Origin of the sequence: Xanthomonas citri pv. citri (genome assembly GCF_000961215.1) — a bacterium.
Lineage (GTDB): Bacteria > Pseudomonadota > Gammaproteobacteria > Xanthomonadales > Xanthomonadaceae > Xanthomonas > Xanthomonas cissicola.
Genome location: NZ_CP008998.1, coordinates 2,962,678 through 2,986,719 on the forward strand (window position 1 = coordinate 2,962,678; position 24,042 = coordinate 2,986,719).

At 65.4% G+C, this 24,042-nt stretch carries 11 protein-coding genes and 1 pseudogene; 3 read left to right on the forward strand and 9 right to left on the reverse strand.

Annotated features, from left to right (window positions below; translation table 11 throughout):
* Positions 1-54: 54 nt before the first annotated feature.
* The 5 genes from AMD14_RS13335 to AMD14_RS13355 form a co-directional block, all read right to left on the reverse strand.
* On the reverse strand, positions 55-2,370 hold the full coding sequence (locus tag AMD14_RS13335; protein WP_015472142.1) for a S9 family peptidase: 2,316 nt from the start codon (positions 2,368-2,370) through the stop codon (positions 55-57).
* A 345-nt stretch (positions 2,371-2,715) separates the two neighbouring features.
* Positions 2,716-4,302 carry a family 43 glycosylhydrolase gene (locus tag AMD14_RS13340; RefSeq protein WP_015463345.1) on the reverse strand — a complete coding sequence of 529 codons (1,587 nt, stop codon included), beginning with the start codon at positions 4,300-4,302 and terminating at the stop codon, positions 2,716-2,718.
* Positions 4,299-8,657, reverse strand: coding sequence for an Ig-like domain-containing protein (locus AMD14_RS13345; RefSeq protein WP_011051656.1), 4,359 nt, complete (start codon positions 8,655-8,657; stop codon positions 4,299-4,301). Before AMD14_RS13345 ends, AMD14_RS13340 begins: the two co-directional genes overlap by 4 nt.
* 395 nt (positions 8,658-9,052) lie before the next feature.
* Entirely contained in the window at positions 9,053-11,869 is a 2,817-nt protein-coding gene (locus tag AMD14_RS13350) for a TonB-dependent receptor plug domain-containing protein (RefSeq protein ID WP_011051657.1), read from the reverse strand.
* A gap of 472 nt (positions 11,870-12,341) precedes the next feature.
* Positions 12,342-14,699: a glucosidase family protein gene (locus tag AMD14_RS13355; RefSeq protein WP_011051658.1), complete on the reverse strand. Its 2,358-nt coding sequence runs from the start codon at positions 14,697-14,699 to the stop codon at positions 12,342-12,344.
* A gap of 467 nt (positions 14,700-15,166) precedes the next feature.
* Here AMD14_RS13355 and AMD14_RS13360 point away from each other — a divergent pair, with 467 nt between their 5' ends.
* The 3 genes and pseudogenes from AMD14_RS13360 to AMD14_RS25705 all read left to right on the forward strand — a co-directional run bounded on the left by AMD14_RS13360 (position 15,167) and on the right by AMD14_RS25705 (position 17,528).
* Complete coding sequence (locus AMD14_RS13360) at positions 15,167-16,738, forward strand: S53 family peptidase (protein ID WP_011051659.1); 1,572 nt, start codon at positions 15,167-15,169, stop codon at positions 16,736-16,738.
* 410 nt (positions 16,739-17,148) lie between these two features.
* A pseudogene (locus AMD14_RS25700) lies at positions 17,149-17,361 on the forward strand (hypothetical protein); the annotation flags it as partial.
* A gap of 5 nt (positions 17,362-17,366) precedes the next feature.
* Positions 17,367-17,528, forward strand: coding sequence for a hypothetical protein (locus AMD14_RS25705; RefSeq protein WP_015472145.1), 162 nt, complete (start codon positions 17,367-17,369; stop codon positions 17,526-17,528).
* Positions 17,529-18,052: 524 nt separating this feature from the next.
* On the opposite strand, the gene AMD14_RS13370 is transcribed toward AMD14_RS25705, so the two are convergent.
* The 4 genes from AMD14_RS13370 to AMD14_RS13385 form a co-directional block, all read right to left on the reverse strand.
* On the reverse strand, positions 18,053-18,349 hold the full coding sequence (locus AMD14_RS13370) for a flagellar basal body rod protein FlgC (RefSeq protein ID WP_011051661.1): 297 nt from the start codon (positions 18,347-18,349) through the stop codon (positions 18,053-18,055).
* Between the two features lie 92 nt (positions 18,350-18,441).
* Positions 18,442-20,079: a DUF5597 domain-containing protein gene (locus AMD14_RS13375; RefSeq protein ID WP_011051662.1), complete on the reverse strand. Its 1,638-nt coding sequence runs from the start codon at positions 20,077-20,079 to the stop codon at positions 18,442-18,444.
* Entirely contained in the window at positions 20,079-22,418 is a 2,340-nt protein-coding gene (locus tag AMD14_RS13380) for a S9 family peptidase (RefSeq protein ID WP_011051663.1), read from the reverse strand. The genes AMD14_RS13375 and AMD14_RS13380 overlap by 1 nt, the downstream gene beginning before the upstream one ends.
* Positions 22,408-23,994 (reverse strand): APC family permease, encoded by a 1,587-nt coding sequence (locus tag AMD14_RS13385; protein WP_011051664.1) that lies wholly within the window; start codon positions 23,992-23,994, stop codon positions 22,408-22,410. Before AMD14_RS13385 ends, AMD14_RS13380 begins: the two co-directional genes overlap by 11 nt.
* Positions 23,995-24,042: the final 48 nt, after the last annotated feature.

Genomic DNA, 24,042 nt, shown 5'->3' on the forward strand with positions numbered 1-24,042 from the left:
GATGCGCCGGTTCGCGCGATCAAATCGACGGATGCCACCCGCAGCGCACGTGCATCACGGCGCCGGCGCGGCTGGCGCGGCTGCGGTGCGATTCCACTCCGGCGTTGGCGCTTGCTGCATCCAGCGCAGGAAGAAATCCAGCAGGCGGCGCCTGCCGTAGTCGCCACCGGCACCGTGATCGCCACCGGGCACGACCAGCAGATCGAAGTCCTTGCCGGCCTTGATCAAGCGATCGGCCACCTGGAAGGTGCTGGCCGGGTCGACATTCATGTCCATGTCGCCGGTCACCAGCAACAGATGCCCCTGCAGGCGCGCGGCATTCTCCACGTTCGACGATGCGGCGTACCACGGGCCGACCGGCCAGCCCATCCACTGCTCGTTCCACCAGATCTTGTCCATGCGGTTGTCGTGACACCCTGAATTGGCCACACCCGCCACATAGAACTCCGGATGAAACAGCAGCGCCCCCAACGCGTTCTGCCCGCCCGCCGAGGTACCGTACACACCGACACCGCCGTCGATGTCGTACCACGGGTACTGCGCCGCGGCGGCCTTGTGCCAGGCGATACGATCCGGCAACCCGGCGTCCTTGAGATTGCGCCAGGCCACATCGTGGAAGGCGCGCGAGCGGTTGTTGGTGCCCATGCCATCGATGGACGCCACCGCAAACCCCATCCCGGTGAGCGACGGTGTGGTGGTGGTAAAGCTCTTGGGGACGAACGAGCCCTGCGGGCCGGCATAAATGTCTTCGACGACCCGGTAGCGCTGCTGCGGATCGAGCTGCTGCGGGCGATGGATGACGCCCCAGATCTCGGTCCTGCCATCGCGCCCGGTGGTGTGGAACGGCAGTGGCGCCTGCCATCCTGCGGCCAGCAGGCGGCTCAGGTCGGTGCGCTCCACCGTGCGTGCCACGCTGCCATCTGCGCTGCGCCGCAGCTCCAGCACCGGGCCCAGATCCACGCGCGAATACAGATCCAGTAGCCACCTTCCATCCGGCGAATAGCGCACCTCATGATCGGCAGCCAGCGGCGTCAAGGCGGTGAGCCCGCGGCCATCCAGGCCGATGCGATAGGCATGGCGATAGTACGGGTCCTCGCCAGGCTGCATGCCCGAGGCGGTAAAGTACACCTGCCCTGCCGCTTCGTCGATGCGATCGAGCTTGCGCACCACCCAGTCGCCCCGCGTGATCTGGCGGATCACCTCGCCGCTGCGCCCGTCGTACAGATACAGGTGCTCCCAGCCATCGCGCTCGGATGCCCACACGATCTGCGCGCCATCGTCCAGGTCCTGGCGTGCGTGCTTGCCGCCGTTTTCATGCTCGCCACTGAGCTCGGAGTATTCGATGAAGGTGGGCGATGTCTCTTCGATCAGCGTGCGCGCGGCGGCCGTCCGCGCGTCGACTTCGATCACCCGGTACAGCTGGTGACCGCGTGCGTTGTATTCGAAGGTGAAGCCGCGGCTGTCCTTCCACCAGACCATCTCGCTCAAGGCAAAGGCATTGGGCAGCAAGGTCATCGCCACCGGATGGGCTGCGTGCGTGGCGACGTCGAACAAGACCGGCTGCATCATCGGCAGCACATCGCCCGGCTTGGGATAGACCTGCTGATGCAACTTCGGCTGCACCTGATCGGCGGGCGCCGACTCGATGTAATAGACCATGCGCGGCGGCGGTGCCTTGACCCGATACGCAGCCAGATGCTGCGAATCCGGGGACCACACCACGCTGTCGAGCGCGTAGTAATCATCCGTGCTGCCATCGTGGCTGAGCACGCTGCGCTCGTGACTGCCGACCGGCGCGATGACCAGATTGCCCTGCTCCACCCAGGCACGCCAGCGGCCATCCGGCGATAACATGGCCTGGCGTTCGCCCTGCTTGAGCGGCAGGCGCATGTCCATCGATTCGGCCGGCAGGTTGCGTTCGGGCAGATGCGCGCAGCGATAGCGCAGCAGATCGCACTGCCAGCCGAGCTTCGCCAACTGGAAGCTCAGGCGCTGCTGTTCCAGGGTGGGCTCGTCAAGCTGCAGTCGCGCTGCGTCGACCGCCTTGGCACCGGCCTGCGTCAATGCTGCGGCCAGCCGCGCGTGATCGAAGGCCAGTGTGTTGCGGCCACTGGCCGCCTCCACCAGGCGGTATTCGATCGCCGGCAGCTGCTTGCTGCGCGCCACCCCACGCCGATAGAGAAAATGCCCGGCATCCACCCACACCGGCGCCGTAGGCTGCCGGTCCACCAGCGAGGCATAGTGATCGGACAAGCCCATTGCCTGCGTGTACTGCGTCGGCGTGGGAGCGGGGAGTGGCGCCGCCGCCACCGGCACGATGTGCGCCAGTGCAAGAGACACGCACCAGATAGGGATGGTGCGTAAGCGCATGGCGGGGATGTGTGGCATCTGTGACCTCACGGAAGGTTTGAGAAGACAGCATGGCGTTGATGGACGATGGCCGAGCCGCTGACTGCAACCGAAGCGACAGACACACACCAAGGACGGTGCGGCAGGCCGCCAGGGAGAGCAGGCGCGCCTGCGATACGAATGCGAAACCTCTCCTGGCCATGCGGGGTCAGGCGCATCAGCGCGACTGAAACACCTAGGACACGTTCGCAAGGCACGCGCGGCCAGTACGCGGAAGCCACTTCGTCAGACTCCAACAGTGCACTCCACCGCCTGCGCACCGTCCGCCATCGTTCCACTGCCGCACGCAGCGCTTGGTCAGCTGCGTCACGGCGCATCGCACCGCTTGCTGTCAGCGGCCGTGGCAGATGGCAGGCGTTGTGGCTGGGGGGCCAGCACTTCCCATTCCTGTACTGCCAGCGCGGCGTAGCTGGCAGCACCGCCAGAGGCGTCCATGACCACACGTACGCAACGTGTCGTCACCGGCGCGAACGACACCGCTTCGTCGTGGTCGGGACGCGTGCCATACCGATCGCGCGGCTGCACGGGCTGCCATCGCCCAGCATGACGGTATTCCAGATGCCAACGCGCTGGCGGGGCCACGCCGACATCGGCGCCTGCCGGGTGATCGGCCCAGAACACGATGCGCGTGCGATCCACGGTGATCGGTTGCGCCCAGCTGTATTGCAGCCATTGCTGCGGTGGATTGTTCTCCGTCCAGCTGGCCCACATCTCCGGTGGCAATGGATTGGCCTTGACGACGCCATCGTTGAGCGCGGCGATCCAGTACTGCACCGGAATATCCGGGCCATTGGACGCGGTTGCGTAGGCCGATGGCGCTTGATTGCGCACGGGCGGCGCGGGAGGCGTGGGACGCCGCGTCGGCACCACCGTGCGGATGCTGGCCGGTTGGGTGCTGTCGTCCCATTCCAGCCGGTCGATCGCCACGCTGCGGCGGAAATGCCCGCCGCCCTGCGCATCGGCGGTGTGATACACCAGATACCACTGCCGATGAAATTCGACGATACCCGGATGCGAGGTGGTGGAGGACACCGGCGGCAACACGATGCCGCGGTACGTCCACGGCCCCAGCGGTGTCGGTGCGCTCGCGTAGGCGATGCAGGCGTGATACAGCGTGGGCGTGCAAGGCGAAAGACGTCCGGCATTGTTGGCCGCATACGCCAGGTAGTAGGTGCCGTTGCGCTTGAACAGCCAGGGCGCTTCGAAATAACCGTCCAGCGTGTCCACCAGGACCGGCGCGCCCTTGAAAGTGACCATGTCGCGCTGCAGCTCCACGCCGTACAACGCGCCGAAGGTACCCCAATACAGATACACCCGCCCATCGTCGTCGACCATCACGGTCGGATCGATGTTCTGGATGTCGTTGCGGCCCGGCACCGATTGCGAGACCACCGGACCTTGCGGGTGCGCATCGGTCCACGGGCCGAGCGGACTGTCGGCCACCGCCACGCCGATCGCGAATGGGTCGGCATTGGGCGAATCGCGCTGCTGCACCGGCGCATACAGGTAATAGCGCCCATCCGGGCCCTGCACGATCTGGGACGCGTAGGCATACCGCTTGTCTGCCCAGGCAAAGACCTGCCGGGGCCGCAGCAGATCGCGGTAGTGGGTCCAGTCGCCGCTGGCCGGATCGCTGCTGACGAACAGTTGCCAGCCAGGCATGACGAACGCATTGAGATTGGGAGCCGCGGTGTCGCGGCCGGCAATGATGTACAGCTTGCCATCGGCCACCAGCGGCGCAGGGTCGGCGGAATATTCGCTGCCATCGGCGAGGATGGGGTTGCCGGGCGCGTGCAGCCGCGTTCCCTGCGGCGGCTGCATGGCACAGGCCGGAACGCTGGCCAGCAACAACCCGCAGGCCAGCACCGGCAACCGTGAGAACGTACGCATCATGGCGCTGCCGCCTTGATCTGGATCACCAGCGGCACCGACACGTGACCGGTAGGTGCACGCCCCTGCGCCGTGCCGGTGAGCTGGATCTCGCCAGGCTGTGCGTAACGCGCAGGCTGCAAGGTGGGCCATTGCACCGGCAAGCGTTCACGCGAGCCGTCGTTGTATTGCACCGTCACGAAACCCGGCAGCGTCGGTGCATGCCCGACCACCGCGCTCACCGTCGGCAACGGCTGCACGGTGTTGATCTGCCCGGGCGGCGTTGCGCGTACCCAGATGGTGGCCTTGACGGGAATCGCGCCTTCGACCAAGCCTTGCAGTTCCACCGCACCTTCGCGGCCCAGGCGGCTGGCGGCGAGCTCGGACCATTGCACGGCCACCGGCAGCACACTGCCATCGGCAAAGAATGCGGTGATCTCTTGTGGCAGCGTCGGCGCCTGCCCGGGGGCCGTGCGTAGATCGATGGCCTCCGTCTGTTTGGGCAGCTCGGACAGCGCCTGCCACTCGTCCACCCCAATGGCGGCATGTCCGTTGGCCGTCGTCTGCGTCGTCAACACCACGCGCAGCGCGGTGGTGACTACCGGTGCAAAGCTGGCGGTGCTCGCCGCGCCGGTCGCCGCTGCGGCAATCGGGTAGCCGCTCTTGCTGACGATGTCCTGCCAGCGTCCGGCCTGCAGCATCTGCAACTTCCAGCTGGCAGGCGCGGCCACTCCGCCGTTGGGCTGGTCGTTCCACAGGTAGAGCGCACTGGACGACAGCCGCACCGGGCGCGGCCACTGGTACTGCAACCACACCGTTGCCGGCTGGTCGAGCCCATAGCTGCCCCAGCGCAAGCTACCACTGGGAAAACTGCCTGCCTGTGGGATGAACCCATCGTTCAAGGCCTGCACGCGGTACTGCATGCCGGTGAGCTGCGCGCTGACACTGGCCACGGCCTGCAATGGAATGCTCTGCAGCGGGCGCGAGGCCGGTGCGTTGACCTGCACATCGGCATGCCCCATCAGCGCCCCGTCGTTTGCAGCCAGACGCAAGGTGTATTGCCCGGCACGGGTAAAACGCACGGATGTCTGCAGCGCGGCGGCATCGGCAAACACGGCATCGCCGCCTTCCGGCGCCTGCTGCACGCGCCAGCGCACCTGCAGCGTGCCATTGGGCAAGCCGTCATCGCCAACGCGCCCTTGCACCACCACCGCGCCATCGGCGCCAGGCGTGTCCAGCTGCCATGCCTGCACCTGCGGTGGCGCATTGCCCACGGACGCCGGTGCCGGCAGACCACTGTCGAACAGCTGGATTTCCTTGATGCCGGTGCGCGCCGTGCCGGCGTGCGTCACCACCACGCGCAACGCTGCGGCATGGATTGCCGGAAAGCGCACCCGATTGCGATTGCCCTCCGCCATCGTGGCATCGCGTACCTGCCCGGGAACGTTCTTCCACGCACCGCTGCCATCCTGGTATTGCACGGCGTAGATCCACGGTGCCGCGTAGCCAGGCTGCGTTCCGGACGGAAAGCCGTTCTGATCGCCGCCCGGCGACGAACTGCGATAGAAGTACAGCACCACCTGATCCAGCGTGCGCGTGCCGCCCAGGTCCAGCGCGATCCAGTCGCTGGCCGACGGCGAGCCTGCGGTGCCCCAGAACGGCGTACCGGCGGTACTGCCATCCACCGCCGCCGTCGCCGGCAACCCGGCAGCGGCAAAACTGGCGCTGACACGCGCACCCTGCGCCAGGTTGCGGCTACGCGCTGGCGGCAGCGTCACATCCACGCCGGCCTTGGCCAGGATCTGCGCCACCCGCGTGCCAGCGGCGAACGCTACCTGCGTCATCGACGCCAGTGCCGCGGGACGGGCTTGGAGCACGTGCGCTGCGCCATTGCGATTGACCGCATCCGGCGCGGCACTGACCTGCCCGCTGGCCGGGTCGTAGATCACGTGTGCCAGCCGATCCACGCAGAACGCCAGGCGACCATCCAGGTAGACGCTATAGCCCTTCGGCACTCGGCCACCGTAGTGGCTGCCATCGCGATCCCAGACGATGCTCAGGTTGCGGTCGCGATAGCGCAGATTGTCGGCGGCGAAATGGTCCCAGCCGATATCGATCGGATACAGCTCGATCTTGCCGTCGCTGCGCGGGCGAAATCCCATCGCATCCTCGATCATGCTGAAGTTGGTCGCACCCAGCTGGGTATGGTGGATCCAGGAGCGATAGCCGATCTTGCCGCCGCGGCTGGCACTGCCCTTGGCCCAGAATTCGTTCTGGTCCGGATAGCGGTTGTCGCCGTTGATAAAGGGCGCCCAGGCGTTCCAGTAGAGCAATTTGCGATAGCTCTGCGCGTTCAGATACGGGCTGGGGTAATCGCGCAAGACCGAGCCGAACAGACGAAACGCCACGGTCGCATTGATGGTGGAAAAATTATTGCTACCCACATCGGCGCCGCTGCCGCGCGCCTGCATGTCCACCTGGTTGGCGGTGTAGAACGGAAACAGCGGGTATTGCGCTGCGTCGGCGAACAGCCGCAACGCGCGCACGTACTTGGGGTCGTAGTCGGCATCGCCCTGCCTGGGCATCAAGCCCATGCTGAAGGGATAGTAGTTGTTGGTTTCCTTCCAATCGACCGCGAGTCGCGGCCCGTCGGCCTGGCGATGCTTGAGCAGATCGCCGTACAGGCCGACCGAGTCGGGGGCATCGCTGCGATCCTGCCACAACACCTCCAGCACCGCCTTGCGGATGCGGCGCGCGGTGGCCTGCATGCGCTGCGCAGTGGCAACATCGCCCGCGAGCGTCGCGGCCTGCGCCGCCGCCTGCGCGTTGGCATAGACGTAGGCGCTCTCGGTGCGGTCCATGCGGATCTGGCCGTGCTGGTCGGCCCAGTCGAACGACACCGCATCGGCGTCGTTGCCGGTCATCGCCGCCCAGTCGTACTCGATCAGCCCATTGTGGTTGAGATCGTAGGCCGCCAGCACGCCGTCCACGTCACCGCTGCCATAGCGCGCCAGCTTGCCCGCCAGCGTCGCCGGCCCGCCGTGGATCTGCATCGACCGCCATGCCGCGGCCGTGATGTATTGCGCGTAGGAATTGGACCAGTTCTCCGGCGAGCCAGGGTTGTCGGCGTACTTGCCACCGCCCGCGGTCTCGCCCGCGCTGAGCCAGGTGCCATAGGCATACAGCGGATTACGCAGGTATTTGAGATCGTCCAGGAACATGCCGGCGGTCAGCACGATCGCGTTGTCGTAGCCCAGCACGCCTTCGATGGCGACCGGGAACTGGTAGTCGTTGCCAGGCACATCGGCATCGAGGAAGTTGAAGCGCAGTACCCACCAGCGATAGAACAGGCTCTTGCCGATGTTCTCGTTGGGCGTGTCCAGGTATGGCAGGTTGTCCACCCACCAGCGGTTGTAGCTGGCCACATGCTGCTGGTAGGCCTGCTGCGGCGTTTGCGCGGCAATGCGCGTGTACTCGGCGCGGGCGTCGGGCAACTCGCGGGTGAGCATGCCGAGCTGCAGCTTGACTGGCGCGGTTTCGCCGCTCGCGGGGATGTCGATATCGCGCACCAGGCGCTGTCCCTCGACATGGAAGCCATCGCCGGACAGACGGGGAAAGACCGTCGTGATGTGGTTGTACGCGTCGAATGCGCCGGCCAGCTCATTGCCGTCGGCGTGCTGGGCGATCGGCGAGACTGCTTGCAGCGATACCGTGTGCGCCGCGCCGTCCAGGCTGGACAGCACGACGCTGGCGACTGCCACGTTCTGCTCGGTGATGTACTTGACCAGCCGCATGCGCACGCCCGCGCCGGCATCTTCGAACACCGTCGTGAAATAGCTCGGTGTCTGCCGCCGCTGCTGCGCACGTTCCTTCCATTGCACACGACGCTTGCCCAGCGTGGCGTGGATGCGGAACAGCGCGTCGTAATCGGTGGCGTGCCAATACGCCACCTGCCCAACGAATCCCGGCGCATCGGGCGCGTGATAGCTCAGATACGCGGCGCGACCACGCGTAAACAACCAGTCGTTGTGATCGTCGAAGCCACCGCCAGTTCCCTCGCGGGCCAGCATACGGTCGATCCAGAAATCATTGCCTGGTGCCTGCCCCGCCCCATGCGCGATATCGGCCGCGTAGATCCGTGCCAATTGCCCGCCGGGCGCAAACGGCACCGCGGTGGCAGGCATCGGGTGGTCCAGGCCGCGAAACAGCGGCTCGCCGACCATCGCGTTGGGCTGAGCGATCGGCGCTTCCTGTGCGACTGCAAGGGGCCAGCCCAGCACGATGCATGTCCACAACAGCGCAGCAGCGCCGGTGCGTCGGGTCAAACGCAACCAGCGCCGGTGCCGCGCCAGGAACGATTTCCAGCGTAAATCCCTCATGACATCCATCCCATTGACGTGCAAGACAGCGCGATCGATGCGGCGGCTGCGCGCATCGACGATAAACAGCTGCGATCCTCCCCACTGCATTGCAACCGATGCAATGCAGCCGCCTCACCATAGTTGTTTGCGCTGGCGACACCTGCGCCAACACGAAGTGCAGCGATGCAAAGCGAACCGCGCTGTGCGTCCTTCGCCACCACACGCAGCGACTGTCGTAGATGACGCGAACGGCCGGCCGCGAGCCTACCGGCTGACGCAGGCCATGCAGCGCAACTAAAGCGCTCTGCAAGGCAGGCGCCCCCTTGCTCGGTGCGGCACGTGCCGCGCGTCCACTGCGTTCCAAGTGCGCTGTCTACTCCGCCCGACACCTGCTTGCTGTCTTTTTTGCCGCTCTAAAACTCCACTCGCAGCCGGCTCCAGACATAGCGCCCGAGCGTGTCGTAGGTGCTCGCTTCGGTATTGGCAGCATTGGAGTAGCTATAGAACCGTGGCGGCTTGCGGTCGCCAAGATTGTCGATGCCCACCGCCAGCGTGCTATGCAGCGATGCGATCTTCCGGCTCAACGAGGCGTCGTGGTACACCACCGAGCCAATCCGGAAATACGCGCAACTGCCGTCGGCATTGGTGTCCGCGCAAAAATCTTCGTACTGGCTACCGTTGACGGTGCGGCCCAGATAGCGGGTGTTCCAGCTCGCATGCCACGGGCCGTTGTCCCAGGCCAGATTGGCCACGGCGCGCCAGCGCGGCATGTTGCCCCAGCTGGAATTTTCGCCGACGTAGTTATGCGGATCGCCCGCAAAGCGATAGCTGGAGAAGAACGTTGCATCCAGTCCCATCGCAAACGTGCCCCAGGCGGTGTCGGCCAGCGTGTAGTGAATGCCAGCGTCGTAGCCGCGAATATCGACCTTGCCGCTGTTGTATGCGAACGGCACCGACACCCGCGTCAGCTGTCCGTTGGCATCGCGTTGAATCAGCGGGCAGAACGCGGCTTCGCTGCCGTCGAAGCAATCGCTGACGACCTGCTGCAAGCCGACACCGGTCAGCATGTCGTCCAGCACGACTCGCCAGCTGTCCACGTTGAGCGATAGCCCGCGCACCCGATCCGGGTCGTAGACCAGCCCCACATTGTAAGAGCGGCCACGCTCGGGCTTGAGCTTGAAGCCCACGTTATTGGCGCCGGAGGTCACCACGTTGAACTGCGCGGTGTTGGTGTAGCTGCCATCGTTGGGCACGTTTGCGCAGGCCGGATTCGGCGCGCCGGTAAAGCCCGTGCACGGGTCCTCGAAGTCGCCCGTGTTGTCGACCACGCTGTTGTAGGGCGAGCCATACAAATCACCCAACGCCGGCGCCCGGAACACCTGCGAGCCGGTGGCACGCACCAATAGATTCGCGATCGGCCGCCATTCGATCGCAACCTTGCTGTTGGTGGTATTGCCCCAGGCGTCGTAGTTGGAATAGCGCGAGCCCAGATTCAGGTTCAACACATTGGCGAACGGCGCATCCCTCAACAGCGGCACCAGCAATTCCGCATAGGCTTCCCTGACCGACTCCTCGCGCCCCTGCTTGAGGATGCAGCCATCGTTGTAGTCGCAATTGCCATCGGCATCGGCAGCGGCCACATCGCTGGTCGTCCCCTGCGCGAACTTGTTGGTGCGATACACCAGGCCGACGGCTGCCTGCACCATTCCGGCCGGCAGTTTGAACAGATCGCCATTGGCGCTGATATCGACAAAGCGCATCTGGCTTTCGTCGATCAGGTCCACCGGTCGCTGCGTGTCTCGCAATGCGGCGATGGTGGCCGGGTCGTTGGGGTTGAAGATATTGATCGGCGTGCAGCCGGCGATCACGGCGCCCGGCGCGCCGCACTTCACCACCCCATCGCTGTCCAGGAACGAAGCGCCTACCGCGTTATTCAACGCCGAGGTGATCGAAAAACCGGTGCGCACCAAGGTGTCCTTGTAGCGTGCATAGCCGGCCGCCGCATCCCATTGCCAACTGCTGCCGTCCACGCGCCCGCGCAAGCCGGCCACGACATTGGTCTGGAACATGGTGGAGGTGTAGACGCGCGTATTGGCCTGAGTGGAGCGCAACAGGTAACGGTCCAGCGCATCGCCGAACGGGTTGTAGTAGTTGTCCACTGCGTCCTGCATCTCCATGGCGTACGCATCCAGCCGCGAGATGGTCTTGCTGCGGGTCCAGAACACGTCCATGTAGCCCTGCACGCCGGGAGTGAAGTCGAAACTGCCGTGCAGCGAGGCATTGGTGCGTTTGATCGGAGTGATCAGGTACTGCGCATCGTAGACGTTATAGCTGTCTGTGGCCGGTTGATACGGGCGGAATGCGTCCTGGCCCACCGGCCCGGGCCGCACGCCATCGACCGGGGTCACCCGGCGCCCATCGGTCAGGAAGGCGCGCGTATTGCCGCCGCGAATCTCGCTGACCTGCCCATCGAGATATTCCACCGCCTTGGCGGCGTAACTGCGGTCGCGATTGAACACCGGGTTCATCGAATTGCGGCTGAGCCCCAGGATCAGCCCGCCGCGGTCCCAGGTCTTGCCCCATTCCAGCCCGAGCGTGCGTCGATTGGCATCGCCATGGGTGCTCTGCGCGTAGTCCACGGTGGCGGCGAATCCGTCGTATCTGTCCTTGAGGATGACATTGACCACCCCGCCGATCGCATCGGAGCCGTACACCGACGACGCACCGTCGGTGAGCACTTCCACGCGCTCCACCATCGCTGCGGGGATTGCATTGACGTCCACGCCGGGCGCCGACGCCACGCTGCTGGCAGGCCCTGCCATGCGATGGCCGTTGACCAGCACCAACGTGCGCTCTGGCCCGAGATTGCGTAGCGACACCAGCGCGCGGCCGTGACTGAAACCGGAATTGAGTGCAGGCCCGGCCTGGAAGCCGGCCATCATCGGCAAGCGCTGCAGCAACTGCCCCAGCGTGTTCTGCCCACTGTCTTCGATACGCTGCCGGTCGATCACCACGACCGGGCTGGCGGTTTCGGCGTCGACACGGCGCAGATGGGTGCCGGTGACGTTGACCTGATCCAAGGTCTGGGTGGCATCGTCTGCGCCATCGCCACGCTGTTGCGCGGCGGCCGGCACGGCGGCGACCGCCAGTGCAAACGACACAGCAGTGACGAGCCTGGTGGTCTGCAAGACACCTCGTTTGGGAACAACAGCAGTGCGGCTGGACGACATCGGAAATCCTTGTGCTGACACAGGGTACGGCCCACCTTCCTGCACGGCCGCGCACGGCCAAGCCGCACCGGCACAACGCACAGACGGAGGGATCGATCACGACGGAGACTGCACCGGCCCGCCGTCTCAACGGCAGGTCTCTACGCATGCAAGGAAGGCGACTGCAACGACACCGCTCTCCGCTGAGAGCGCATGGCTTGACACACGCGTTACGTTAAAAAAATCTTGCGGTAACCCCACTGCGCCGTCTTGACGAATTTAGTCGGGACGCGTGCGGAAAATTGCGTGCTTGCGCCTGCATTCGGGCATGCCTGCATTGCCCAAGCAGCAGCATATCGGCACGATCATCCGATGTGCCCTGGTCTCCGTGATCGACCACAGCACCTGCATGCGAACAGCAAGGCGGCACTGCGGTGCGCGATGTCCGGCAACACTGCAGCAACGGCGGCGCTCGATCATCGCGGCGCCGTTGTCAGGCGTACCACGCCTGCACCTTCACCAGTGCAGCTGCGCCCGGCAAGGCCACGCGATCTGTATGCGGCCCCTGCGCTTTCGCCGGTTTGCCATCGACCAGCACGCGCTGCAGGCGAGTGCCTGCGGGTGCACGCAGGGTGAGCCAGGTGCGGGCGGGCGCGCGCTCCGGCAACTGAACATCGGCATTGATGCAACGCGCCACCGTGTCGGTGCGCAGCGTCAAGGCGACCGTGCCCCATCGCGTTGGGGCCGCGCTGATGCCCACCGGTGCACCGCTGCCCAGCCAGGCGCGCGGTACCGCACGCGCGAGAAACAACTGCTCGCCGGCGCTGTCGTCGCTGACCAGCATCCAGCGCAGCAGCAAGGGGATGGTCATCTGTGCCGGTATGCAGAACAACGGCATGCCGCCGGTGATGCCGCTGACTTCCCCAGCCGTCCAACTGCCGCGCGTGTGCACCTGATAACGATGCGCGTAGACGAACAACAGATATTCTTCGATGCGATCCAGCCGCAACAACTGTTGCGCATAGCCATAGGAAATGAAACCGAGCAGATCGCGGCTGCCCGGCTCCGGCGGTGCGATGTTGGCCACCACGCCAATGCTGGTGCCGCCATGGCCACGCAGGCAATCGATCACCAAGTGGGCCAGGTCGTGCGGCAACACATCGGCCTGCAGCAGTTCGGCATATGCACGGTGCGGCCATTGCTGTTCGCTGGGCTTTTCCTGCAGCAACGATTGGCGAAAGGTCAATGTGGTGCCGGGCAACGGGCCCACGTATGGCGGCGAGAGGTCGCGACGCACGTTGGTACGCAGGCTGGCTTCCAGTCGCGCACGCAGTTGCGTGGCGCGGCGTTGCCATTGCGTGGCCTGGCCCGCATCGCCACCGAGCGTGCTCCACACCTGTGCGATATCTTCCCAGCCGCGGATGGTCAGCGCGCTGTTGGCGTAATACGGTTTCCACCATAGCGAAGGATCGGGAAACAGGCAGGCATCGGATTCGTTCCAGCCGTGCAGCAACCCATGGCCATGCGCCGTGCGCGGCAGTGCCAGCGCCTGGTCGTGCAACGCGCACAACACCTGCGCGGTGGCGACGATCTTGGGCAGCACGCGGCGCAGCCGTGGCGCATCGCCGGTGTAGCGCAGATACCGCGCCAGCAACGACAAGGTGAGCCCGAACTGCCCGACTTCCGGCCCGCGCATGTTCGGCAGGCCATCGTCCTGCACGAACGCGTCGAAGTAGTTGTCGAGCACCGCCGCAGCTTGTGCAAAACGTCCCCACTCCAGGTTGGCGTAGAACGAGCTGGTAAACGTGTCCTGGAAACCGTCGTATTCGTTGCCGTAGTAGTCGCGTTCCACCGCGCCATACTTCGGGTAATCGCCGCCGGGGCGCACCACCAGCTCGCGCGCGAACGCGAACTGCACCATGTCGTTCCAACTGGCATCGGGAAACTGCGCCTGCACGGTGCCGTCCAGCGCCTGCTGCCAATACGCAGCGAAATCGATCAGTGCCGCGTAGAACTGTTCGGCGGTGGCGGCGCTGCGGGAGGGCGCAAATTCGGGGTAGCTGTGGGTGTAGTGCACCGCGACGACGGCGCCGGCCTTGACCTGCATCGTGCGGTGCCAGGTTTGCACCACAAAGCGATCGCGTGCCCGCACGTCGGCAAACACCAGTACGTCGTACCAGCTGTCGGGCTCGCCCTCGCGGCGCATCACCTTGCGCACCGCGGGCATCCAGCCGCCGAGCATGCCTTCTTCGCGGCGTTTGATCAGCGCCTCTTCGCCCAACTCCCTGAACGCGTGCTCCGGCCGCGAGGTGCGGCTGCGGCCGTTGGGCAGGATGGGCATGGTGTCCAGGCTTTCGCGTGTTCCGACAAAGGTGGTCCACGGCCAGCGCCCGCCATTGTCCTTGGGGTCGAGCAAGGAGGCCGCCGGCGGCGCCACGTCGCGCACCTGCGCCTCGTCCGGGTCGCCGTCGCGCAGCAGGCGGTCGGCCAGCAGGTCGGCTTCGGCCATGGCCACCTGCGCCAGCGGCAGCCCGAAGTACGGCGTGCCCGCGGCCGGATAGACCGGCTCGGTGCGCTTGTCCAGCCGCAGCATGCCGCTGTCGCTCCACAACGTGAGCTGGCCTTGCGCATCGTCCAGATGTTCGTAGACGGTCCAATGCTGCTGCAGGTGGGTGAAGCTGCACAGCGTGCTACCGACATGCGCGGCCGAAGGCAGCGGTTCCAGGCGGGGCAGTGTCGGCGCCGGCAGCGTGCTCGCAGCCGACGCCGCGGCCGGCGTTGCCAGCGCGGCACCTGCACCGACCGCCGCGGTGGCCGCCATGCCCTGACGCAGAAAGGTTCTACGGTCCATCGTTGCTCCCTCGAATGATCGTGGCCCATCGTGCGCGCGTTCATGCACGACGTCTTGTGACAGCGGTCAGACACCCGTGCGGAAATCTGCACATCTCGACGGGGCAGTGACTGCCTGCCGTCGTACGCGCCGTCGCCCTGGCTGCGTCAGGCCGTCAGCACGATCAACCACGCGGCGCGCTGTCGCAGGATCTGAGGCGCGCGCGGGCGATGCTGATCTTGCTGCAAGCGCTTGCCGTTGCGTGCCATTGACCAAGAGCCCACCAATCGATGCGTGCGCGCTTCGTATTGCCGTCCATCGCACGCGGTACCCCGCTACACAGACAACCCGCGCATGGCATTAGAATGCACACTGCCGTGCCGCTGGCAGCCGTGCGTATCGCGGTGGGTCGCGCAGCACGCGACGGCTGGATTTGGATCTGTACCAACCCACTTTGACTCACCCACTTCGATGGAGTTCTCCCCAGCATGCACACGATCCTGGCCGGCAGTGAGCGCCGTACCGCTCCCTCCACCATCGAGGCCGGACAACCGCCGCAGGACGAACGCCTGCGCGTCCTGCTCGCGGTGCGGATGCCGGCATTGAATGCCGCTGCCGATGCGCTGCTGCAATTGCAGCCCAATACGCTGCCGGTTGCGTTCACGCGTGCGGAGTTCAGCGAACGCTTCGCCGCCGGTGCGGCAGATCTGCAGGCCGTTGCCGACTTTGCTGCCAGTTATGGCTTGAGGATCGAGCACGCGCACGCAGACAGCGGCAGCGTGATCCTGGAGGGCACCGTGCAGCAGTGCGAGGCCGCATTCCAGGTCAGCTTGCGCGACTATATCGATGGTGCGATGCGCTATCGCGGACGCACCGGCCCGGTATCGATTCCACAGGCCCTGGGCGGCATCGTCACCGCCGTGCTCGGGCTGGACGCCCGCCCGCAGGCTCAGACCCTGCCCAGCGCGCCCGAGGCGAGCGCATCCTTGCCGCCTGCGATACAGCCCACTGCACCGGCCGACAGTCGGGATGGTCCGATCATGCAATACACGCCGCCGCAGCTGGCGCAGCTCTACGGCTTTCCCGAGCATGACGGGCACGGTCAATGCATCGGCATCATCGTGCTGGGCGGCGGCTATGCACGCGACCAGATGACCGCCTATTTTGCGCAGCTACGCGTCCCCATGCCGACACTGGTCGATGTGCTGTTGCCCGGGGCAACCAACGCCGTCAGCCGCGGCAATGCAGATGCCGATGTCGAAGCGCAGATGGATATCCAGATCGCCGGGGCAATCGCGCCGGGCGCGAAACTGGTGATGTATTTCGCGCCCAACACCGACAACGGTTTTCTGGAAGCGATCAATGCCGCCATCCACGATGCAGAGCACTCACCTGGCATCATCGCCATCAGCTGGGGTTTCACCGAATCGCAATGGACGCCGCAATCGCGCCAGGCCTACGACTGTGCGTTTCGGGCCGCTGCGTTGATGGGCATCACCGTGTGCATTGCCGCTGGCGACGATGGCGCCAGTGACGGGCAGCCAGGATTGAATGTCTGCTTTCCCGCATCCAGTCCGTTCGTGCTCGCCTGCGGCGGCACTCGGCTCCAGGTAACGGCGGACAGCGCCAACGAACAGGCCTGGGCGAGCGGCGGCGGCGGAGAAAGCAGGTTCTTTGCACGTCCTGCCTGGCAGAACAATCTGCGCCTCACCGATGCACAGCACCAGTCACGCCAACTGCGCATGCGCGGCGTCCCCGATGTGGCGGCCAACGCCGATGCGCAGACCGGCTACTACCTGTCGATCAACGGGCAGCCCGCCGTGATGGGCGGCACCAGCGCTGCCGCACCGTTATGGGCGGCCTTGCTGGCACGCATCTACGGCGCAAACCGCATGCAACCCCACTTCGTGTTGCCGCGCCTGTACGGCCACCCGGAGGCATTCCGCGACATCGTTGCCGGCGATAACGCTGGCTTCCGCGCAGCCACCGGCTGGGACGCCAATACCGGGTTGGGCGTGCCCGACGGTGCGCGCTTGGCTGAGGCATTGCGGCACAACTGAGCAGAGCGCCCGGTGCGAGCGTCCGTCGCGACACGTTGGACGACTTGGAAACCGATGTGCAAGCCGGTAGGGCGCTACTCCATTGCACGCTCGCTTGGCATAGGTGCATTGCGTGTGGGTATGCCAGGCGCTGTGCCTGAGACATCTGCATCAAGCGAGCGCATTGGCGTGCGCATTCGCCAACGCCCCTGCCATTTGACGCATGACTTTCAGGCCAGGCCCGATGCCTGCAGTCTCGCTCACACTCGCCGCACGTCTACCGCCGCAAGGATGCGCTTACGGCGGCGCGGATGGAAACATTCCACAAGGAGCGTCATGCAGGTTCCAGTCCTGCACGAACCAGAACGCGTCGACACTGCCGGTGCGCCTTCCGCAGTCTCGCCGTGCGCGCGCGCCGTGCTGCGTAGTGCGTGTTGTGGTCGGCGTTGCTGCTGCTCACGCCCTGCATCGCGCAGGCGCAAGTGGACCTGTCGCGGTTGGATGCAGAGATGGCCGCGCCACGCACGCAGGTACTCGTTCTTGGCAGCGTGCATCTGTCGCAGTTGCCCAAGGGCAGTGACATCGGTGCAGCACGGTTGCAACCGCTGATGGACCGCTTGGCCGCTTACAAGCCCACCATCATCTGCGCATGGTATCGAACGTGCGTGCCAGCTTTGCCGAGCAGCCCGGTGCACGGGTGCTAGCGGTGGTCGGCGCCATGCACAAACCCTGGTTCGATCACTGGCTAGGACAACTGCAGGGCGTGGATATCGTGGACGCGGCGCAGGTGTTGGGCGATGACGGGCACTGACGGCCGAGGGTAAAGCGATTACGGCACGACGCGCCAGGTCGAAGCCTGGTTAGGGAGTACGTGATGCCCTCTTCGTGTCTGCATTGTAAAAAACGCGACACTTCGAGTGCGCGGCGCCCTCGCCAGCTCGCGGGACGCGCCGTGAATCCATCACTGGGGCTCGATGGCGGCATCCATGCCGCCAACGGTCCCGCAATCGGCGAGGACACCGCACCCAACCGTTGGATGGTGGTTTTGGCGAAAGCGAAGGAAAGGGCAAAGCCCTCTGCCGGTTGCTTTGCCGAACCATGCGCACCGACCATCTCGATTGGTCCTTGCCCGCCCACCCTCGCGGGTCCCTTGGCGGCATGGATGCCGCCAAGGAGCTTAGATGGACGTACTTGCAGCGTGTCCTGCGATGGTGGGCAGGCAAGGACCCTGCAGCAAACCCGCAGCGTGGACGGCGCGGTGCACCGATCGCTCGCCAGACACGCCTTGCACCCGATGCAACAGGTCGAAGACCGTCGTCGTGTAGGCCGAACCGCTCAGGTCGACACGTCCAACAAGCTCCCCAGCATCTGGTCGGAGCGCCGCAACACATTGGCATTTGCCTGGAACTCGTTGCGTGCCGATAGACCTTCGACCAGATCGGTGGCCGGCGCAGATGGATCGGGGCTGGCATTCACCACGCGGGCCGCCACGCCGCCGTTGGCCTGGGTAGCGGCCGCGACAGACTGACGCGGGCTGCCGTCCACCGGCTGGCGGGCTACATTGCTGGCCGCCACCTGTTGGCGCAGCGCGGCGACCTGCATTCCGGAACTGGCGATACTGCTGATGCTCATGATGGCTCCGGCGTGGCGGCGAGTGGATTCGAACAAGGCTCAACTCATTGCAGACAACAGGCCGAAGGCGGCAAGGACACGATCAGCAAGGCTCAGTAAGTACCCACCCGCACCCGCAACACCACAGGCACCTTGCCGTTTGCATCCACACGCCCGAAGTTGAGGCCGTAGTCGGTCTGGTCGCCGTTGAGCTGCTTTTCCATCTGCCAGCGCCCGTCGACATACCGCCCCTGCTCCACCCGCAACAGTTGTCCACGACGGGTATCGGCCGCCTCGCGGAAAAATTCAATGCGTGCAGCCATACCGGTCACCAGAAACTCCTCCGGCCCCAGTTGGGCCACGAGCAGCCGGCCGGCGTGGTCGTCGTTGCCGGGCAGAATGGGCGGCGCATCGCCCCACATGGGCGCACCAAACGACACCTTGGCCTGCCACTCGCCGAAGCGTAGCGTCCGCTGCGGCGCGCCGGGCTGCTCGGCCACCGCCTGCAGCCGGCCGTCAAAGGCGGCCTGCGCCAGAATCCGCTGCATCGGCGCGAGCAGCTTGAAGTTGGCGGCGTGCGCAGCGATCGCGTCGCGGTTGGCCTGGCTGTCCTGGTTGCCATCCATGCCGAACACCGAAAAGCCGATCCCACCCTGCCCCAGCACATGGAACAGATACGGCGCAGTGGCAGCTTCGAAGCCGGTTTCCGAGACCCAGGCCGGGTTGTCGGGCCGCGCGTATTGGCCGATGACCTTGGTGTATTCGTTGTAGTCGCTGGTGTAGATGTCGGTACCAATGAAATCGATCGACGGCGTGGCCGCGCGCCACAGCGCGAATACGTTCACTGTCGCACCGCCGGACGGGTAGTCCATGCCCGGATAGCGCTTGCCCTTGTAGCGCAGCCAGGTGTTGACGTAGAGCGGCAGCCGATACGCACGCTTGCCGGCGGCAGCCACCTGTTCGATATACGCAGCGGTTGCATATGCGTTGAACGCTTCGGCAGCTTCGGCGCCGAACAGTTGCTGCCAGCTGCCCTGCGGTTTACCCAGTGCGCGCGCAATCTGGGGCGGCACCGGTTGCGCGAACGCCGCCTCCCCTGCGGGGCCGTGATCGCGCACGGTACCGATCGCGCCTGGCTCGTTTTCCACCTGCACCAGAATCACGGTATGGCGATCGCCATCCACCTTGCGCAGGTGCTGCATCAACGCGGTGAACGCACGCGCATCGGCCTGCATGTTTGCGGCCACATGGGGCGACAACACATCCACCGGCTCACCGTTGGCATCGCGCATGCGCGGGTAGGTCGCCTCATCGCGCTTGATCCATTCCGGCACGTAATGCATCTGGCCGTTCTTCCAGCTGCCGAACCAGAGCAAGGCCACGCGCAGGCCGCGCTTGCGGGCGCCGGCAATCAGCGCGTCCACATTGGTGGTGTCGAAGCGGCCCTGTTCCGGCTCGAACTGCTCCCAATACACGGGCGCCTCCACCGTGTTGGCATGCAGGGCCACCACGTCGTCCAATGCCTGGGGCAATACCGCCGGCCATGCGCTGGAGTTGTGCAACTGTGCGGCCAAGATGGTGTACGGCGCACCATCGACAAACACCGCATGGCGGCCATCCTTGGTGACGAAGCGCGGCAGTTCGTCGGCGGCCGCAAGCAGCGGTGTGCTACCAGCCAGCAACGCCAGCGACCACAGCAGACCCGCCCCCCGGCTGCGCCGCTGTGCCTTGAATCGAGCAGACAAACGCATCATTGCGCCTCCGACGGCAGGGAATTCCAGGGCGGCGTGGGTTCGTTGCGCAGGTGGCGCACGAAGAAGTCGTACTGGCGACGTTGCACGTAATCGATCGGCCCGCTGGAGCGGCCAACCGAATGTTCGCCACCCGGCACATTGAGCAGGTCGAACTCCTTGCCGGCCCTGATCAGGGCATCGACGACCTGTGCGGTGGACGCCGGATCCACATTGCTGTCCTGCTCGCCGACGATCAGCAGCAGGTCGCCCTGCAGCTTGCGTGCATTGACCACGCCAGACGCCTCTGCATAGTGCGCATCCACCGGCCAGCCCATCCACTGCTCATTCCAGCTGATCTTGTCCATGCGGTTGTCGTAGCACCCGGCAAACGCAACGCCCACCTTGTAGAACTCCGGATGACGCTCGAGCGCCCCCAGCGTGCTCTGCCCCCCCGCCGAGGCACCATAGATGCCGACGCGACTGATGTCGTAAGACGGGTCTTTGGCGGCCAGCGCACGATGCCATGCAATGCGGTCGGCAAACCCGGAATCGCCCAGGTCTTTCCACGCGACATCATGAAACGCCTTGGAGCGGTTGGCGGTCCCCATGCCGTCGATCATCACCACGATGAAACCCAGATCGGCCTGCGCCTGCATGCCGATCTGCTTGTCGCCGCCGGAGTGATAACCGAACGGCCAGAACGTCTTGGGCACGAAGGAATCGTGCGGCCCGGCATAGATGTTTTCGATCACCGGATAGGTCTTGCGCGGGTCGTAGTCGCGCGGTCGCACCACCATGCCCCAGATGTCGCTGGTGCCATCGCGGCCCTTGGCTACGAAGGTCTCCGGCGCGCGCCAGCCGGCGGCCTGCAGCCTGTCGATCGTGCCACGCTCCACGGTATGCAGCAGTTGGCCATCGATGGCGCGCAGCTCCATCACCGGCGGCAGGTCTGGACGCGAATAGACGTCGACGTAATGCAGGCCATCGTCGGCAATCGCCACGTCGTGGTCGGCCTCGGCGTGGGTCAAGCGGGTCAACCGGCGGCCGTCGAAATCCACGCTGTAGAGCTGCCTGTCGTACGGGTCCTTGCCTGCGTCCATCCCGCTGGCCGTGAACCAGATGCGGCGCTGCGCATCGTCCACGCGCAGCACATCGCGCACCACCCACGGCCCGCGGGTGAGCTGGCGTTTCACCTTGCCGCTGCGTCCATCGAACAGATACAGGTGCCGCCAGCCATCTCGCTCGGAAATCCACAGCACCTCATCGCCACGCCCATCCACGTCGTGGCGAAAGCTGCGGTCGGCATACACGAAGGTGCGCGCGTCTTCGCCGACTGCCACGCGCGCGCGCCCACTGATTGCATCCACCGCAATCACGCGCATGCGCTGGAAGCCGCGCTGCACATACTCGAACGCGACACTGCGCCCGTCGCTGCGCCACTGCAGCGGCGACAACGAATACGGGTTGTCGAACAACGCCGTGTCCACGTCGCGACGCGTGCCGTCCAGCGCAAACAGTACCGGGCGCTCCACATCCACCGCATCGCCCGGCTTGGGATACAACTGGGTATGCACCACCGGTTGCCCACCGCCGGCAGGCGCGGCTTCGACGCGGGTGATACGGCGAGCCAGCCCCGGACGCACGCGATACACCGCCAGCTGCCGCGAGTCCGGCGACCAGGCAACGCTCTCCGGATCGAAATAATCATCGGCACGGCCGTCGCTGCTGAGCCGTGTGACCTGCCCATCGGCGAGATGACGCAATACCAGGTTCCAGCCATCGGCCAGCACCTCCCACTTGGCATCCGGCGAACGACGCGGCGTGGTGTCGGCCGGCACCAGCGGGTCGCGTACCACGCCGAAGCCGCGTGGGCGTGAGGTCGGCTGCAGCCGTGCATCGGGCGCGCAGCGGTAGGTGGTCAGCGTGCAACGCCAGGGCGCATCGTCCAGTGCGAAGACAATGGCGCCATCGCTGCGTTCGCCCTCGGTTGAAAACGAAAACTGCTCGAACGGCAGACGCAGCGGCGCATACGGTTTCCCGGTTGCCGCACTCAGGCCCTGCGCCAGGCGCGCCTGATCGAAGGCCGGCTGCTTCTGCAAGGTGGCCACATCGGCACTGACAAACGCAAAGCCGCCCGGCACTGTCTTGCGGTAGTAGAACCTTCCGTCGTCCTGCCACTGCGCCGGCCAGGCGACATTCTCTGTCAGCGTGATCCACTGCTCGCGCAAACCCAGCGAGCGTTGGTAATCGGCAACGCTGGGCGCAGCCTGCACAGCACCCGACAACACCAATCCGTAGGCGACCAACGCAGACCACCGACGTAAACCAAATGCGCTGCGGCGCGCATCACTCACCATCGTCCTCCTCCAGCGCAAGCTCGTCGCTGCGCAAACCGCTGCGTGCGCCCCAGTGATAAATGCACAACGCGATGACCGCCACGCCCAACGTATCGAAGGGATGCGCAATCCAGCCATGTCCGCCGAACGTACCCGCCCACGACACCAGCATCACCAGCACGAAGAACACGATCAGCCACAACGACGCGCGCACCTGCCGCACCAGGCGCGCGCGGCCCTGGCGCGAAGGCAGGCGCAATAGCACGTACAGCACGAACGCCAGCACCTGCAAGCCGAGCAACCACGACAAGGTCGGCCAGGTGGACCAGTACACGATCAACGCCGCCACCATGAACGACAGCGGCCCAAATACCGGCAGGCCACGCACGAAAAATGGGCGCGGCAAGTCCGGCGCGCTGCGGCGCAGAGCCGCCACCGTGATCGGCGCCACCGCATAGCTCAGCACCAAGGCGGCCGACACCACGCCGATCAGCGTTTCCCAGGAGGGAAACGGCAGCGTCCAGAAGATCGACAAGCCCAGGCTCAACCACAGTGCCGGACGCGGGATGCCCGACGCCGGATCCACCCGCGTCAGCACCGGCAAGAACCCGCCACTGCGTGCCCAGCCATACACCACGCGCGGCGTGGCATTCATGTAGATGTTGCCGGTGCCGCTGGGCGACACCATCGCATCGCAGATCACCAGCGCGGCCAGCCACGCCATGCCCAAGGCCAGGGCGATGTCGTGGTACGGCAGCGAGAAGGCCTTGTCGATGCCCGCCCAGCCTTGCGCGAGTTGCGCGGCCGGGATGCTGCCCAGGAACGCCAGCTGCAGCAGCACGTAAATCGCCGTGGACAGCGCCACCGACAGGATCAGCGCAATTGGAATATTGCGCTGCAGGTCGCGCACCTCACTGGCCACCGACACGATCGGGGTCAACCCCAGATACGCGAAGATGATGCCGCCGGCCGAGATCGCCGCCTCCACGCCCGCCATGCCCGATGGCGCGAACCCATGCACGCTCAGATTGCCGGCATCGAAGTGCTGCATCAGCAGCACGATCACCAGGATCGGCACCAGGAACTTGAAGATGCTGACGATGTTATTGGCCAGCGCAAAGGTCTTGACGCTGAAATAGTTGAGTACGAAGAACAGCACCAGCAAGGCCAGCTGCACCAGCCAACCCACGACGCTGGGATGGGTGCTGTTCGGCTGGCTCAACCACGGGAACCACGCCGCTGCGTATTGCCGCGCCGCTTCCACTTCGATCGCGATCAGGCTGGAGAACGCGATCAAGGTGATGAAGCCGGTCAGCGAACCGAGCAAGGCGCCATGCGAATATTCCGGGTAGCGCACCACCCCGCCGGCGCGCGGCAATGCCGCGCCGAGTTCGCAATACACCAGCCCAAGCAGCAGCACCGCGATCCCACCGAGGATCCACGACACGATGCCGGCCGGCCCCGCGATCGATGAGACGTGGCTGGCCGAAAACAACCACCCGGAACCGAAGATCGAACCCAGCCCGATAAAGGTCAGGTCGGTCAGGCTGAGGCGCTTGTGGAACTTGCCTTGCGTGGTCGCAGCGTGTGTGGTCATACGTCGCCCCGAAATGTGGAAAGCGCGGTACTGCTCTTAAAGCCATCA